15 protein-coding genes are annotated in these 14272 nt (G+C 40.3%); 3 read left to right on the forward strand and 12 right to left on the reverse strand.

Translation table 11 applies throughout. The annotated features are described in order from the left end of the window. Positions 1 to 46: 46 nt before the first annotated feature. The 4 genes from UYC_RS0130845 to UYC_RS0130860 form a co-directional block, all read right to left on the reverse strand. Positions 47 to 451, reverse strand: a complete 405-nt coding sequence (locus UYC_RS0130845; RefSeq protein ID WP_016878008.1) for a salt stress protein, Slr1339 family — start codon at positions 449 to 451, stop codon at positions 47 to 49. A gap of 102 nt (positions 452 to 553) precedes the next feature. Next, entirely contained in the window at positions 554 to 1159 is a 606-nt protein-coding gene (locus UYC_RS0130850) for a vWA domain-containing protein (protein WP_016878009.1), read from the reverse strand. A gap of 71 nt (positions 1160 to 1230) precedes the next feature. Next, the gene (locus tag UYC_RS0130855) at positions 1231 to 1836 is read right to left on the reverse strand and encodes a vWA domain-containing protein (RefSeq protein WP_026087693.1); all 606 of its coding nucleotides are present in this window, start codon (positions 1834 to 1836) and stop codon (positions 1231 to 1233) included. Between the two features lie 92 nt (positions 1837 to 1928). After that, complete coding sequence (locus tag UYC_RS0130860; protein ID WP_016878011.1) at positions 1929 to 2813, reverse strand: phosphodiester glycosidase family protein; 885 nt, start codon at positions 2811 to 2813, stop codon at positions 1929 to 1931. Between the two features lie 91 nt (positions 2814 to 2904). Between UYC_RS0130860 and UYC_RS0130865 the strand changes: the two genes are divergently transcribed. Both UYC_RS0130865 and UYC_RS0130870 read left to right on the forward strand, forming a co-directional pair. Further along, positions 2905 to 3744, forward strand: a complete 840-nt coding sequence (locus tag UYC_RS0130865; RefSeq protein ID WP_016878012.1) for a pentapeptide repeat-containing protein — start codon at positions 2905 to 2907, stop codon at positions 3742 to 3744. Between the two features lie 65 nt (positions 3745 to 3809). Continuing rightward, positions 3810 to 4712, forward strand: coding sequence for a LysR family transcriptional regulator (locus tag UYC_RS0130870; RefSeq protein ID WP_016878013.1), 903 nt, complete (start codon positions 3810 to 3812; stop codon positions 4710 to 4712). A 229-nt stretch (positions 4713 to 4941) separates the two neighbouring features. Here UYC_RS0130870 and UYC_RS0130875 read toward each other — a convergent pair whose 3' ends face one another. Beyond that, positions 4942 to 5211 (reverse strand): hypothetical protein, encoded by a 270-nt coding sequence (locus UYC_RS0130875; RefSeq protein WP_016878014.1) that lies wholly within the window; start codon positions 5209 to 5211, stop codon positions 4942 to 4944. Between the two features lie 814 nt (positions 5212 to 6025). On the opposite strand from UYC_RS0130875, the gene hisC reads away from it, so the two are divergent. Continuing rightward, positions 6026 to 7090, forward strand: a complete 1065-nt coding sequence (hisC, locus tag UYC_RS0130880; RefSeq protein WP_016878015.1) for a histidinol-phosphate transaminase — start codon at positions 6026 to 6028, stop codon at positions 7088 to 7090. Here hisC and rppB read toward each other — a convergent pair. From rppB to UYC_RS35865, 7 genes are all read right to left on the reverse strand, one after another. Then, positions 7039 to 8421, reverse strand: coding sequence for a two-component system sensor histidine kinase RppB (gene rppB, locus UYC_RS0130885; RefSeq protein WP_016878016.1), 1383 nt, complete (start codon positions 8419 to 8421; stop codon positions 7039 to 7041). The genes hisC and rppB overlap by 52 nt on opposite strands. Next, complete coding sequence (rppA, locus tag UYC_RS0130890) at positions 8408 to 9112, reverse strand: two-component system response regulator RppA (RefSeq protein ID WP_016878017.1); 705 nt, start codon at positions 9110 to 9112, stop codon at positions 8408 to 8410. Before rppA ends, rppB begins: the two co-directional genes overlap by 14 nt. Positions 9113 to 9234: 122 nt before the next feature. Beyond that, entirely contained in the window at positions 9235 to 9498 is a 264-nt protein-coding gene (locus tag UYC_RS0130895; protein WP_016878018.1) for a thioredoxin family protein, read from the reverse strand. Positions 9499 to 9521: 23 nt separating this feature from the next. After that, the gene (locus UYC_RS0130900; protein WP_016878019.1) at positions 9522 to 10196 is read right to left on the reverse strand and encodes a DUF305 domain-containing protein; all 675 of its coding nucleotides are present in this window, start codon (positions 10194 to 10196) and stop codon (positions 9522 to 9524) included. Positions 10197 to 10659: 463 nt separating this feature from the next. Continuing rightward, complete coding sequence (locus UYC_RS0130905) at positions 10660 to 11139, reverse strand: hypothetical protein (protein ID WP_016878020.1); 480 nt, start codon at positions 11137 to 11139, stop codon at positions 10660 to 10662. An 84-nt stretch (positions 11140 to 11223) separates the two neighbouring features. Continuing rightward, the gene (locus UYC_RS0130910; RefSeq protein WP_016878021.1) at positions 11224 to 11826 is read right to left on the reverse strand and encodes a DUF411 domain-containing protein; all 603 of its coding nucleotides are present in this window, start codon (positions 11824 to 11826) and stop codon (positions 11224 to 11226) included. A 258-nt stretch (positions 11827 to 12084) separates the two neighbouring features. Then, the coding region (locus UYC_RS35865; RefSeq protein WP_016878022.1) for an efflux RND transporter permease subunit at positions 12085 to 14272 on the reverse strand (2188 nt) is incomplete at its 5' end.

Consider the following 14272-nt stretch of genomic DNA (forward strand, 5'->3'; position numbering starts at 1 on the left):
TTCTATTTCACCTTCACGTTCTTTTTTGTAGACAGTTCAACAAGGGCTACTTAATTGATTCCTTATCTTTTAAATAATCTATCGCTGCCTCTAATTTTGAGGAATATCTTTCAGCAAACCTTTCAAACCAAAGTCCTTCTGGCGAGAATAGATCTAATTTTGCTAGCCAACTTTGAGCAAATTTACTCAAATCTTGCAGTTGCTTGGCTTTAATTTGTTCTTGTTGAATTCTTTCTTGTTCTAGCTCCTGCTGTCGTCTCAACTCTTCAGCGTGCTCCCGCTCCTGAAAATCAGCTTTTACTTCCGCTAATAGGTTGTCTATCAACGATGCTGATTTCTGTGGTGATTGAATAGATGGTGTAGGTTGAGTTGGCTTTGACTGTTTCTGTTCGTTTTTGCCTTCTTTATATTCAGCTTTCAGTTCGGCTAACAACTTATCAATAGAATCCATATTAAATCCTCAAATTTATTATAAATTCAGTTTTCCTCCTCAATTTGTGGCAAAAATTGAACTTAAAAATTTATTTGAAATTGAATTTATTGAGGAGAAAAATTAATCATTGATTGCATTAAGCAATACTTCTGACAAACTCATATCTTCCATATCTTCCATAGTCAAAGTGTCACAAATATCGAATTTTGCGCCAGCACTTTGCAGTTCATCATCCAATACTTTCAAAAAGCGAGTAGCTTGTTGATCTGTACCAACTTGAATGAAAGAAATGGCTAGCTCTTCATCGCGATCCATACGGCGAGAAGCTTCAATTATCACCTTCATAACTGCCTTACGGTCATCTGGTTCACCATCAGTAACTACTAAAATTGTTTCACCATTCGGCTTTGTTTGACCAGCAGCTTTCCGTTGGAAGTAATTATCAGTTGCGTGTTTTAATACTCCTGCCAAATCTGTGCTACCAGCAGGATCATTTTCTTGGAAAATTTGTGAAACTTTGCTTGATGTCACATTCTCATAGCGCTTAAATCTACCAGAGAACACATACACAGTAATCCCATCTGGATCAAATTGTTCGCATTTACTTGCCAAAGCAAAGGTTGATTCTTGAGCTGTTACCCATCTGGTTCTACCACCTTTTTGATCTGGTGTTGCCATGCTGCCACTTTTATCGATAATTAGCGTATAATCACGATTTTCCAGCATTTGTAATTTCTCCAATAATTAGAGTCATTAGTCAATGGACACAACCTTGAAATTATGGACTATGCACTAAATTAATCAGTTACTGCATTCATTAATACTTCAGAAAGGCTCATCTCTTCCATATCATCAAGAGTTAGTGTATCGCAGATATCAAATTTGGCACCAACACTTTGCATTTGATCGTCCAAAGCTTTGAGAAACTTAGTTGCTTGCGAATCAGAACCTACTTGAATGATTGAAATTCCTAATTCTTCATCGCGTTCCATTTTTTGAGTTGCATTGATGATTACCTCAAAAACCGCTTTGCGATCGTCAGGCTCACCATCGGTAATCACTAAAATTGTTTCTCCGTTTGGCTTAGTTTTACCAGCAGCTTTACGTTGGAAATAATTATTAATAGCATCTTGCAGTACACCTGCTAAATTGGTTGTGCCAGCAGGATCGTTTTCGCGAAATATTTGCTCTACTTTGGCTGAAGTTACATCATCGTAGCGTTTAAATCTACCAGAAAATACGTAAACAGTAATACCATCGGGGTCAAATTGTTCACATTTCCTTGCTAGGGCAAGAGTAGACTCCTGAGCAATCTCCCATCTACTTTTACCACCCACTTGGTCGGGAGTGGACATACTACCGCTTTTATCGATGATTAAAGTGTAGTCGCGATCGCTCATCATAATTTCCTCTAATTTTTACCCTGTGGTTCTAGTCTAGTCTACGACTCTCCTTGCTATGCAAGATTTTTTAAGCTTTGTATCAATTTTGCTACTCAATCCAAAGGATTGGCATAAAAACCCAAATGATTGGCCACTGGGCGCTCGCGCATAGGTAATTTAGTATGTATGGGAGCGTTTAACACTTTTGCTCCCTGAGTGGCTGCCATCACTAGTGTAGTTGAACCACCGCCATCTAGGTTAAGTGCTGTATATGCACCTAGCTCCATAGCAATCTCAGTCAATTCGCTCATCTTTACCCCCTCACTGTAAAGGGGCTGTTTGCCATCAACAGTAATTAGCCAGAGTTTTTTACCTTCTCGATCAATAGCTGCAGCCATACGCGGATACGGTTTATCATTGGGTGTTTGGAAAAACTCGGCTTTCGGTTTACCGCGATCGATGAAAATTTTGCTACCTGCAATACCTTGGATTGTATCTACGGGACACTTGCCACTGTCGAAAATTTGAGCGCGGTTGTTTTGAGAAAAGCACAAAACTCGCCAGCCTCCCTCAGTTACAGAATAGCGATATCCATTCGAGATAACTTCGCCTAGAGGATGAGAGCGATCGCCACTGCGAGGGTAATAATCCCAAGGAGTTTTTTCCTCAAAATGATGGAAGTAGCTACCATTAACTGCCAATTGCAGTTTGAATTCACGCAAAAACTCTGAAGTTGTGCGAGCGCTAGTTTCTCTATCACTACTAGGTGGCATTCCAGGAGTAACTAGTGGTTTCACTCCAGGTGCATTCAAGTCAACACTGACAATATGGATAATGATAGGACGTGGTATGGAGCGGGCATGGCGCTTGTAGACAATGCCACGAAACAATACTTGCTCCTTCTCTGTCTGGGGTGGGCGTAAAAAGTGTAATGCACTATAAAGTATGAATGGTAACAATAGTAGGGCCGTGCCAGCACTTAACAAATATTGTTTCATGTGTTGCCAAAATTGCTATGCAAGAACAAAATTATGCACTAAACAACTAATTTTATTGTCGTTCTATTAATGTTTTTGTGCCTTCTTAATTATGAAGAATCAAAGCCCTCTCAATTTTGCTAATCAGGATTTGCGAAATCGTTCCTTTCAAAGACAGAATCTGATTGGTGCAGACTTTAGTGGTTCAGATATTCGAGGCTGTGATTTTAGTTATGCCTTATTGCGGGGGGCTAATTTTAAACAAGTTAAGGCTGGTCAAACTGTTGAACATTTAATTTTAATAGTATCTGTTGCAGTAGTTGTGGTGATCGCAACATTTCATGCTGTTAGCCAACTAATTTTTAGCGCTGTTGGCGTAACTCCAGAAGAACCAGCTTGGGTTTATACTCTGGCTTTGTTCTTCAGTTTAGGTTTGGTGGGAGCAAGTTCGGCAATTAGGGGCATGACTAGCAACAAATCTCTTATCAAGCGCATTGCGACAGCAGTTTCAGGTGCAACATCGGCAGCATTACTAGCTTTATTTTATTTGCACGGAAATGCCGCAACGCTGAAGAATCCCCAAAGTGCAGTTATGACGTTGGTTTTTGTGGCGATAGTAATAGCAGTTGTGGGTTTTTACTCTACCAGGGGATTGGTGGCTGTTGCAGTTGGAGTTGCGGGTGCGGTAGCGACTTATGGATTTACTTTCTTAGTTGTAGCAGTAGCAAGCGCCTACCTGAGTACTCAAAACTATGTCTGGGGATTGCTCTGGAGTATTGTGGCTTTAGGAGCGATCACACTGTTGATGATATCCCTGAAGCAGTCTGTCAAAGAGATAACAAGCACTTTTGCCACATCTTTTCGTGGTGCTGACATTACAGATGCTAACTTTGAAGGTGCCAAACTTGGGAAGACAAATTTTTCTGGTGTACTAAGATCTTCGCGATCGTAGGTAGAGATTTTTCAGATATCGAATATATATATTTTAGTAATTGAAACTTTTAAAATATCAAATTTATGGAACTGCGACACCTGCGTTACTTTATTGCCGTAGCGGAAGAATTACACTTCAGTCGAGCGGCGGAACGATTGCACATAGCGCAACCACCTTTGAGTCAGCAAATTCAACAACTGGAAACAGAATTAGGGGTGGAGTTGTTTGATCGCAAAACTAAGCGTCAAGTACAACTAACAGAGGCAGGAAGAGTATTTTTGCGTGAAGCTTATCAACTTTTAGTGCAACTTGAACAGGCAATTGAGTTAACGCGCAGTACGGGTAGGGGAGAAAGAGGACAATTACGGGTAGGGTTTATCAGTTCTGTCACTTATGATGTTTTACCTAATATCCTAGAGGCTTTTCATCAACAGTTTCCAGAGGTGGAATTGATATTGCAGGAGTTAACAACAACAGAACAAGAAAACGCTTTACGCAATCATCGCATTCAAGTTGGCTTTGCACATTTGCCTTTGGAAGATGACAGCCTTTGTTGGGAGTGTATTCAGCAAGAAAATCTTGTTGTTGCTTTACCTGTAATTCATCCTTTGGCAAAACAAGAACAAATAGCAGTGCGATCGCTTGCCGACGAACAGTTTATTTTATTTCCCCGTTATTTAGGAATAGGACTTTATGACAAAATTATTGCTCTGTGCCAGCAAGGTAACTTTACACCCAAAGTTGCGCAAGAAGCGATCCAAATGCAAACAATTATTGGACTAGTGTCTGCTGGGATGGGGATTGCAATTGTGCCGTCTTCTTTGCAAAATCTCCAACGTACAGGTGTAGTGTATCGAGCGATCGCTCAAGCAACACCCTTAGTAGAAACAGCTATAGTATGGCAACCAGAGGCACAAACACCAGTGATGCGGCAATTTCTCAATGTTGTCAGGGATGTTTGCAATATATCAAGTTCTAGAGAATGAGCGATCGCTTATCTTTTTGCTAGGAAATTCTAGTAATATTTATTACAGTGAAGATTTAAGATTGGATAAGTAGGCAAATTTTAAAGCCAGACAAAATGAAAGGCGCTTCAGCGCCTTTTTAGTGGATTATACAGCCTAAAATGCCTTTATTAGCTTTTGACTACACCATCATTAGCAATTAAGTAAGAATGTAGAGTTTGTGGCGTTGTTCAATTTCTGCCATCTCAACTTAAAAGCGTTGGTGAGGAGAGAAGATGGTATAGTAAAGCGATGGATCTATGCGGTCTGTGAAGGGACGGTACAAATATTGCTCTCGGATATTGTCTGTTCTATGTTCTTCAGCAGTATCGTCTTCTGGTTGCATACTGGGGGCAGGTTTAATTAGAGCAGCCAACCTTGACCATGCAATTGAGAAAGGGTTTTGTAGATATTTTTGAACCAGTGATTTATTTTTATGCTCTGAATTATCTACAAGCAATTCATTTGTATTCCTCAACATATAAGTTCTCCTTGGCACAATAAAGTGCGATAAAAAGGTTGTTCATTTTGTACGTCAATACTTGTGGGCAAACATTCTCACCAATCGCTTTTGTTCTCAGTTAAATACATATACCATCAGTTCATCCACCTTTCCGGTTAAAGAGACTATTGCTAGTTGTAAATTTAGATGAAATGGGGCAAATATGAAGCTCGAACACTTTGATATTATTTGTGCTGGGCTACTTATCCCTGTAATTTCATATGTTGATTTAACTATAGAGAGCGAATATCAAAAAGTTGTAAAGAATTTATAATAAGAGTTGCTAATTTGTTAGATCCCCGACTTCTCTAAGAAGTCAGGGATCTGTGTTCTTAGTTTATTTATTTTGACTTCCTTATTAGGTAAATACGCTGTAACTATTTATTACTTATTTATTACTTAATTTAAGAGGAATACGACTTCCAATTATCGCAGCTATAAACTTAGAAACACCAAGGATGATTCCTAAGCGGTAATCTACTATGCCTTGTTGGATGAAAATTAAGGTAGCTATAAATAATAAGCACACATAGTAAGGTGGGCACTGTCTACAAATAAAAATAAGGGTTTGAGGAAAGTTAGGCAGTGCCCACCCTACAAAAACTGCTCAATAGTTGATGATTTTAGATATTGAATGTCTCCCTTCCACCTAACCTAAGATTGCATATATCTAGCATCTTGACACTCTAAATTTGATGTAGAGAGCAAAAAACGATATTGTCAAGAATTGTTAGATTTAAATCTACATCATCTTTCCACCCAAACAAGTTTAATTCTGCTCCAAAACTGAGTAATGACCAATTATTTCCGCTCCAATATTAATGCAATGGCTAGTTATGTCCCCGGTGAGCAACCCAAGCGGGGTACGCAGATTATCAAACTCAACAGCAACGAGAACCCCTATCCTCCCTCTCCGGCGGCACTAGCTGTGCTACAAAATATTGATGGGGAATGGTTGCGGCGATATCCACAACCGTTTGGAGAGGATTTCCGGCAAGCCGCGAGTAAAGTTTTAGGAGTTCCCAATGATTGGATTATTGTGGGGAATGGCAGTGACGAATTGTTGAACTTGGTGATTCGAGCCTGTACGGAACCTGGGCGGAAGGTAGTCTATCCGGTGCCTACCTACGTGTTATACCAGACATTAGCAGGAATGCAGGCTGCGGATGTTGTTGAAATTCCCTACAACGAAGACTATAGCTTACCTCTGAAAGAACTGATTGCGGTTAATGGTGCTGTAACATTTATTGCCTCCCCCAATAGTCCTTCGGGGCACGTGGTGCCAATCGAGGATCTGCGAGAACTAGCAACTCAGTTATCTGGGGTTTTGGTAATTGACGAAGCATACGTAGATTTTGCCGAAGAAGATGCATTAGCTTTGGTTCAGGAATACGAAAATGCGATCGCGATTCGCACACTTTCTAAGGGCTACTCATTAGCAGGATTGCGGTTGGGGTTTGGGGTAGCGAATCCGAAGCTGCTGAATGGATTGTTTAAGGTGAAGGATAGCTATAACATTGATGCGATCGCTTGTGCCGTTGGGGCAGCTGCGATCGCCGATCAAGAATATAAAAATACTTGTGTAGCCAAGATTAAAGCATCGCGAACTCAGCTAGCAAAAGATTTAAGACAATTAGGTTTTCGTGTTTGGGATTCTCAAACCAATTTTTTGTTGGCACAGCCACCAAAGGGGAATGCAGAATATCTCTATCAAAAGCTGAAGGAACGCTTGATTTTAGTGCGTTACTTTCAGCAACCAGGATTGGATGATAAATTACGCATCACTGTTGGTACTGATGAGCAGAATCAAGTCTTAGTGAAGGCACTGAGCCAATTTCTTGATGGTGGAGCGGGATAAAAAGGTAATTTTATTGTAAAAATACTACCTTTATCTAATTTACTTTGTACGTTCAAACTGCCGTTATGTGCTTGAACAATTGCTTGAGCGATCGCTAAACCTAAGCCAGAACCACCAGTACTGCGAGAGCGATCGCTCATGACTCGATAAAAGCGATTAAAAACGCGAGAAAGTTCCTGCTGGGGGATACCAATACCTGTATCTTCAACTTGAATCACGGCATAATTGTCACTGCGATCTAAAATCACAGTTACCATTCCCCCTGCTGGCGTGTATTGAATTCCATTGACGATTAAGTTGGAAATTAGACGATAAAGCTGCTCGCTATTACCTACAACATTTAGAGGTTGATGCACCCGGATAGAAGATGTGAGTGTGATTTTCGCAGCCAACGCCATTGCTGCAAATTCCTCAATTAAGTCGCTGACAATTTCATTTAAACAACAAATTTCTTGTCGTGTTTTTAGCGATTGTCTGTCTAAGCGAGCCAGCAATAACAAATCTGCAACTAAAGTAGTCAGCCGCTGATTTTGACGCAGTATAGTTTGTAAAATCTCCCGCGCCTCTGTTTCATCTAGTTGCGGCATCAAAAGTGCTGATTCTACTGTCGCACCTGTTGCTGCTAAAGGAGTGCGTAACTCATGCGCTGCATCCGCCGTGAATTGTTGAATTTGTCTGTAGGATTGATAAATCGGTTGCATTGCTAATCCTGCTAACCACCAACTAGCGATCGCAATCAGAACCATTGCGATCGGCAATCCCAACGCTAAAATTAATTTCACAGCATCTAGATATTCACTAAAGTCTTTCAGACTTCGCCCGACTTGGATATAGCCCCAATTTCTGTTGTCTTGAGTGTGTAGTACAAAAGAAATTTGATGGTAAAGATTGCCTTTGTTATCTGTAAGAGTTTGCCAAGATTTAGGATTAAAAACTGAGGGTAGCTCTTGTTGTTCAGTACCTGCGATGGCAATCAGCTGCCCTGAATTATCAAAAAAACGTACATAGTAGTAGCCTTGGCTAATGGCATTCAAAATATGACGTTTAGAACTCGACTTTTCTGGAGTGCAGCTTTTACCAATCACACAAATATCTGGCAAAAGCTGCTGAATTACTGGTTCCAAGTTTCCAGGTTGTTGTAGTTTCAGTTCAATCGTGTCATGGAGAGTTCCCGCCACCGACTCTAGTTCTCGATCTAAAGTCATCCAATGAGCATGGGATATCGCTTCGTAAACACCAAATCCGCACAGGCTTAAAATTAAAGCCATGACGATCGCATACCATAAAGCTAAACGAAGGCGGGTGTTCTGAAACAGTTTATTTTGATTCATCGGTGAGATTGAGACGATACCCCATCCCATGCAACGTTTCAATTGGGTTGCCACAGCCACTATTTGCTAATTTGCGGCGCAGCAAACGCACTTGGGCTGCTACTACATTACTAACAGGTTCTGCACTTACTTCCCAAAGTTGATTGCGAATTTGTTCTGTGGTGACAATTTGGTTTGGGTGCTTCATCAAATACTCTAGTAACTGAAATTCTTTATTTGTTAGGGTTATTGCCTGTTTGTCTGGATGGGCAGGGTGACTCGTAACGGTACTATTGCCGTAATCAAGAGTCAGATTACCTAAAGTTAATTGCTTCGGTTGAAAGTGAGGCGATCGCCTCTGTAACGCCCGCAATCGCGCTAGTAACTCTGCCATCCCAAATGGCTTTACTAAATAGTCATCTGCACCCGCATCCAGCCCAGTAACTTTATCTTCCATTCTGTCTTTAGCCGTTAGCATCAAAACAGGCAGAGGATTTTTATTTTTACGTAGCCGTTGACATAACTCCAATCCTGACATTCCTGGTAACATCCAATCAACAATCGCTAGCGTATATTGCGCCCAGCTATTTTCTAAATAAGCCCAAGCATCAGTACCATCAGTTACCCAGTCAACCACGTACTTTTCTTGATTTAAAACTCGCTTAATCGCAGCACCTAAATCCGGCTCATCTTCTACAAGTAGCACCCTCATAAAAAATTTCTCTACAAGTTGTAGCTGATTAGTAATGTACGAAACTTACATAAAGTTGAGCTTAGTGCAGTAGCTTTTGGAATTACCATGCCGCAGATGGGATCTTTAGCCATCTTCTGTTTCTAGTTTTGTCCCACGCCTACAGCTTCAAGCTGCTGTTGAGTTGGTTTGCCCGTCAGCATCAGCACTCCGTTGATGGCAATCGCTGGTACTGCCTGAACCCCATACTGTTGCGCTTTGGCTAGATAAATCGACTGCTGTTGTCCGGAACTGAGATTATAAACCAATACTTCACAACTGGGGCAAGCTAGCTCTTGCACCAAACGAACAGTCTCGTCACAAAAAGGACAATTAGCCGTGAATATCTCGATTTGACGTTTTGTCATAATGTCTGCTCCTTTTTTCAAACTCACTGCTGACTCGATCTAGGAGTAGGCTGATACCAAGCTTGATACCATTGCTGCATCTGTGCGATTTCAGCCGTTTGAGTTTTAATAATGGATTGAGCTAAGTTGCGAAGTTCGGGATGTGTTCCACTGTTAACAACCATACGTGACATCATTACCGCCATTTGGTGATGCGGAATCATCTCACGAATAAATTCTCGATCAAAGTCAGAGGCATTCTTCAGAGTATCCATATGCATCTGCATATCTGGATGCATAGACATTCTCATCATTCCTTGGTGCATTCTCATCATCCCCATATCAGCCATTGGCGTAGCAGGCACTTCTTTGCCATACCATTTCTTGTACCAAGAACGCATCTGTTCAATTTCACGATTTTGGTCTTTGATAATAGCTTGAGCTAGTTTTTTAACTTCGGGACGTTTAGCGCGGCTTAAAGCCAACTTAGCCATTTCTATTGCATCTTCGTGGTGGGGAATCATCATTTCGATGAAATGTTGATCGACTGCACCCATCATCATCCCTCTTTGCCGAGGAGTAGTTTGAGTAGATGGGTGATGAATATTATGTTGTGGATTTGGAGATTGAGCTTGCGTGTTATTTGTTATTAATAATCCTGCGAGAGCACCACTGCTTAATAATCCTATCAGACCATAAATCAAATTTCTGCTTTTCATCTCTAAACCTCTTTTAAAAATTAAATATTTTGTTTATATCATCGACGTTAACTATATATTGTGAGTAACTTGTGAAGAACTAGTTATCTTTTTCTCTAATTTTGTCCTTTACTTCTTAACTTTAATTGTCAACTCTCTACTTAACTGGAGAGTCAAACAACAGCAACAAAACTTTACTTATTAGGCTTTATCTATTTGAGTTATTCCTTTCACAACAGCCCATATAGTTAGTTTTTCATTTCCGCATGAAATCAAGATGAAATATTATTTGTTTACAATGCGATCACACAGCACACTACCTTTAAAATCAAAATAAATTTTTAGGCATTGCTAAATAGAAGCATCTTCAAACTCTTCCTCTCTGCGCCTCCGTGTGACGGACACTTTCCTCAACGGGGGAAACCCCCGCACGGAAGTGTCCTCCTCTGCGTGAGATAAATTCAGCAACGCCAATTTTTATATACTATTTATTGAAACTAAAACGACCATCTATCTTTTTACCGCCAACATCAGCAGTAACTTTCACTTGATACTGTCCAGTTGCTTTTTCTGATAACAAGCCTGTATAGTGTTTGTCCTTAGCATCATAAGTGAAAGGGACGTTCTTTTGTGTGCCATCAGGCAGCTGAACTTGAGCTGTTACTTTAGCGTTAGGAACTGTTTCGTGATTGTCTCCTCTAAGCAGATACAAATCCATGTGAGTTCCATTAGCATCTTTTTCAGGTACAAATTCTAAATGATAAGCTCCTGTTTCTACAACTTGACCGCCTTTTGATGCACCATGTTCGTTATTTGTTTTAGCCGCAGGTGAAGCAGAAGCAGTTGGTGATATAGAAATAGAATTTTTATCTGTACTAGCAGTTTGATTGTTATTACTACAAGCGCCAAAAAAAATTAGTCCGATACTTGCCAAGAGTACAAAACTGAAATTCAGATATTGCATTGAACGATTCTTCATCTGAACAATTTAATTTTAATTTAGATAAGGTGAAACGCAGTTTTTAGCAAAAGAATTGGAAACTCGAACTTAGTAATTTTGATACTCTTTAAAAACTTCCACTTCACCTTTTTTATCAAACGCTACAATTGAAAACGGCTGTTTTCTATTACCTGATTCCATCCCTGGCGTTCCTACAGGCATCCCCGGTACGGCTAAACCCACAAACTTAGGCTTTTGTTTGAGAAAACGTTTAATATCATCGGCTGGTATGTGTCCTTCCATGACATAACCGTCAATAATTGCCGTGTGACAAGATGCTAAATCTTGAGGCAAGTTGTACTTTTGCTTAATTGCCTCCATCTCGTCAGTTTTGATATCTGCTTTAATTTTAAACCCGTGCTTTTGCATATGCTCAATCCAGCCTCCACAGCAGCCACAAGCCGGACTACGATAAACTGTAATTTCTCGCTTACCTGAGTAAGATTCAGTTTCTTGATCCCAGATGCTTGTGGTGGAAATTAATTGAGAATTACTGGCTACTGTTTGTAGATTATTGCTCAATTTAATATTATCTGCTTTGCTCAACTCAGCAACTGTTGCATAAGAAGTTGCTAAAATTCCAGTAGTAATTATTACTACAACAAAGGGGCGAGAGAATTTATTCATCCAGTTAGATAAATGTTTTTTCATTTTCAAAATCCCACACTAATTTTTTGTGAATAATGATGATTTGATATTGCTCGTATTTCCAAATCCGTTCTTCTAGTTTAAACTCTCCAGTAAATGGAGAATCAACTAAAATTATTGCTAATGATTTTAATATCTGGTACTGAGTACATCAGGCACAATTTTACAATAGATTTTAATTTAAAAATATTGATTTGTGTGATATTTTTAAACGCAAATGAACGCTGAGGGAAATAAATTTCAAGATATGAGATGGTCAATTTAGGATGGCTGTTTTGGCATTAACAACTTGCCGAACTTGGCGTATAAAGCAGGTAAAACTAATAATGTTAAAGCAGTAGAGGTAAACAATCCTCCCAGTACTACCACTGCCAAAGGTTGTAAAATTTCTTTACCCGCACCCGTACCGATGACTAGAGGCACCATTCCCAAAGCGGAGGTGAGAGCTGTCATTAAAATTGCAACCAAGCGCTCCATCGATCCCTCAAAAATTACTTCCCGTAAAGTCATTCCCTGTGCCAGCTTGTTGTTGTAATTGTCTACTAGCAGCAAGCCGTTGCGTGTCGCGACGCCAAAAAGGGTAATAAAGCCGACTAATGAAGCTACAGAGATGATTCCACCAGCGATCGCTATGGAAAATATTCCCCCTACTACAGCCAGAGGTAAGTTAATCATAATCATCAACATCGCTGCCACCGAATTGACAGCAAAGTACATTAATATACTAATGATGACAATTGCCAGTCCTCCAAATACCAGTAAATTCTGAGTGGCTCTTTGTTCTGATTCAAACTGACCGCCGTATTGAATAAAGTAACCTGTGGGTAGTTTTACTGAGTTTTTGACTTGAGCTTGAATTTCATCTACTACAGAACCTAAGTCTCGACCTGATACGTTTGCAGACACTACAATGAGGCGAGAAACATTTTCCCGGTTAATTGTGTTGGGGCCAGTTCCGTAGTCTATACTGGCGACTTGAGCGAGAGGAATTTTTTGACCTGTAGGAGTATCTACTAGTAAATTGCGGATAATATCTAAATTATTACGAGCATCTTCTTTTAACCAAACCACCAAGTCAAACAACTGCTGCTCTTTGAGAACCTGAGATACTACTCTGCCATTGAGAGCAGTTTCTACCATCTCAGTCAAATTACCTACAGTTAAGCCATAGCGAGCTGCTGCTTCTCGGTTAAAATTAATTTGCAACTGTTTAATTGGGACTTGGGGTTCGAGTTGTAAGTCTACAAGTCCAGAAATATTAGTTACTGCTGCTTGAACTTCTGCCCCCAAACGGCGTAATTCTTCCAAATCGGGGCCGAAAATTTTGATCGCGATCGCACTCCTTACCCCGGATAATACTTCATCCATGCGGTGAGAAATAAAACCGCCGATATTAGGTGCAACTCCGGGTATCTTCGCAAATTCGGCTCGCAGTTTCTCAATACTTCCTTCCCTATCTTTCAATCCCTCTGCGCTTAGTTCTACATCTAAATGCCCTAAGTTAACTCCACCTGCATCTGCATCACCAGGAGCGCGTCCGGATCTTAACTGCACTGATTTAAATCGTTTATCATTTTTGAGAGCATCCTGCATCACAAATCCAACTTGATTGGTTGCTTCTAAAGAACTGCCTGGATAAAGCAAGACTGCGTTTACCAAAGATGGTTCTTGGAACTCAGGCAAAAATACTCTTCCTAAACTTGGGAGAATAACCAAAGATGCTACTAAAGATGCCCCCGCCACTGCCAAAATAATTGTGGGGAAGCTGATCGAAAAATTTAACATCGGTCGATAGAGTCTTTGCGACAAAGCACTCACCCAAGTATCATCTGCTGGTAACTGTCTATTTGCTAATAAAATCGCGCACAACGCAGGGGAAAGGGTCATTGCTACAAAGGTAGAAGCAAAAATTGACACTAAGTAAGCAACCCCTATCGGTGCAAATATCCGCCCTTCCACGCCTGTCAATGAGAAAATCGGTGCAAAGACAACGGCAATTATTACAGTAGAAAAAATTACACTAACTCTTACTTCTACAGAAGTATCATAGACAACTTTGAAGGGATGTACTGGATTGCTTGCTGCTTGGTTCTTGCGCAAACCTCGGTAGCAATTTTCCATATCCACAATAGAATCATCTACTACCGAACCAATTGCGACAGCCAAACCCCCTAGTGTCATAGTATTAATACCTTGACCAAACCAACCCAAAATCATCATCCCAATCAAAACTGATAGAGGAATGGCGCTGAGGGTAATAATGGCAGTGCGCCAGTTCATCAAAAACATCAGCAAGATAATCGAAACGATGATAGTACCATCACGTAGAGAACTAGTAACATTTTCAATTGCTGCATCGATAAAATTATTTTGACGAAAAGTTTCTGTAACTTTGACATCTTTGGGCAAACCAGCTTTAACTTCCTCCATTGCCTTTTCGATAGCTCGT

The organism is Chlorogloeopsis fritschii PCC 6912, assembly GCF_000317285.1.
Taxonomy (GTDB): domain Bacteria; phylum Cyanobacteriota; class Cyanobacteriia; order Cyanobacteriales; family Nostocaceae; genus Chlorogloeopsis; species Chlorogloeopsis fritschii.

Bases quoted from the DNA above. Each gene is read 5' to 3' on its own strand.
- UYC_RS0130845 (WP_016878008.1), bottom strand. From the start codon at position 451: ATGGATTCTATTGATAAGTTGTTAGCCGAACTGAAAGCTGAATATAAA.
- UYC_RS0130850 (WP_016878009.1), bottom strand. From the start codon at position 1,159: ATGCTGGAAAATCGTGATTATACGCTAATTATCGATAAAAGTGGCAGC.
- UYC_RS0130855 (WP_026087693.1), bottom strand. From the start codon at position 1,836: ATGATGAGCGATCGCGACTACACTTTAATCATCGATAAAAGCGGTAGT.
- UYC_RS0130860 (WP_016878011.1), bottom strand. From the start codon at position 2,813: ATGAAACAATATTTGTTAAGTGCTGGCACGGCCCTACTATTGTTACCA.
- UYC_RS0130865 (WP_016878012.1), top strand. From the start codon at position 2,905: ATGAAGAATCAAAGCCCTCTCAATTTTGCTAATCAGGATTTGCGAAAT.
- UYC_RS0130870 (WP_016878013.1), top strand. From the start codon at position 3,810: ATGGAACTGCGACACCTGCGTTACTTTATTGCCGTAGCGGAAGAATTA.
- UYC_RS0130875 (WP_016878014.1), bottom strand. From the start codon at position 5,211: ATGTTGAGGAATACAAATGAATTGCTTGTAGATAATTCAGAGCATAAA.
- hisC (WP_016878015.1), top strand. From the start codon at position 6,026: ATGACCAATTATTTCCGCTCCAATATTAATGCAATGGCTAGTTATGTC.
- rppB (WP_016878016.1), bottom strand. From the start codon at position 8,421: ATGAATCAAAATAAACTGTTTCAGAACACCCGCCTTCGTTTAGCTTTA.
- rppA (WP_016878017.1), bottom strand. From the start codon at position 9,112: ATGAGGGTGCTACTTGTAGAAGATGAGCCGGATTTAGGTGCTGCGATT.
- UYC_RS0130895 (WP_016878018.1), bottom strand. From the start codon at position 9,498: ATGACAAAACGTCAAATCGAGATATTCACGGCTAATTGTCCTTTTTGT.
- UYC_RS0130900 (WP_016878019.1), bottom strand. From the start codon at position 10,196: ATGAAAAGCAGAAATTTGATTTATGGTCTGATAGGATTATTAAGCAGT.
- UYC_RS0130905 (WP_016878020.1), bottom strand. From the start codon at position 11,139: ATGCAATATCTGAATTTCAGTTTTGTACTCTTGGCAAGTATCGGACTA.
- UYC_RS0130910 (WP_016878021.1), bottom strand. From the start codon at position 11,826: ATGAAAAAACATTTATCTAACTGGATGAATAAATTCTCTCGCCCCTTT.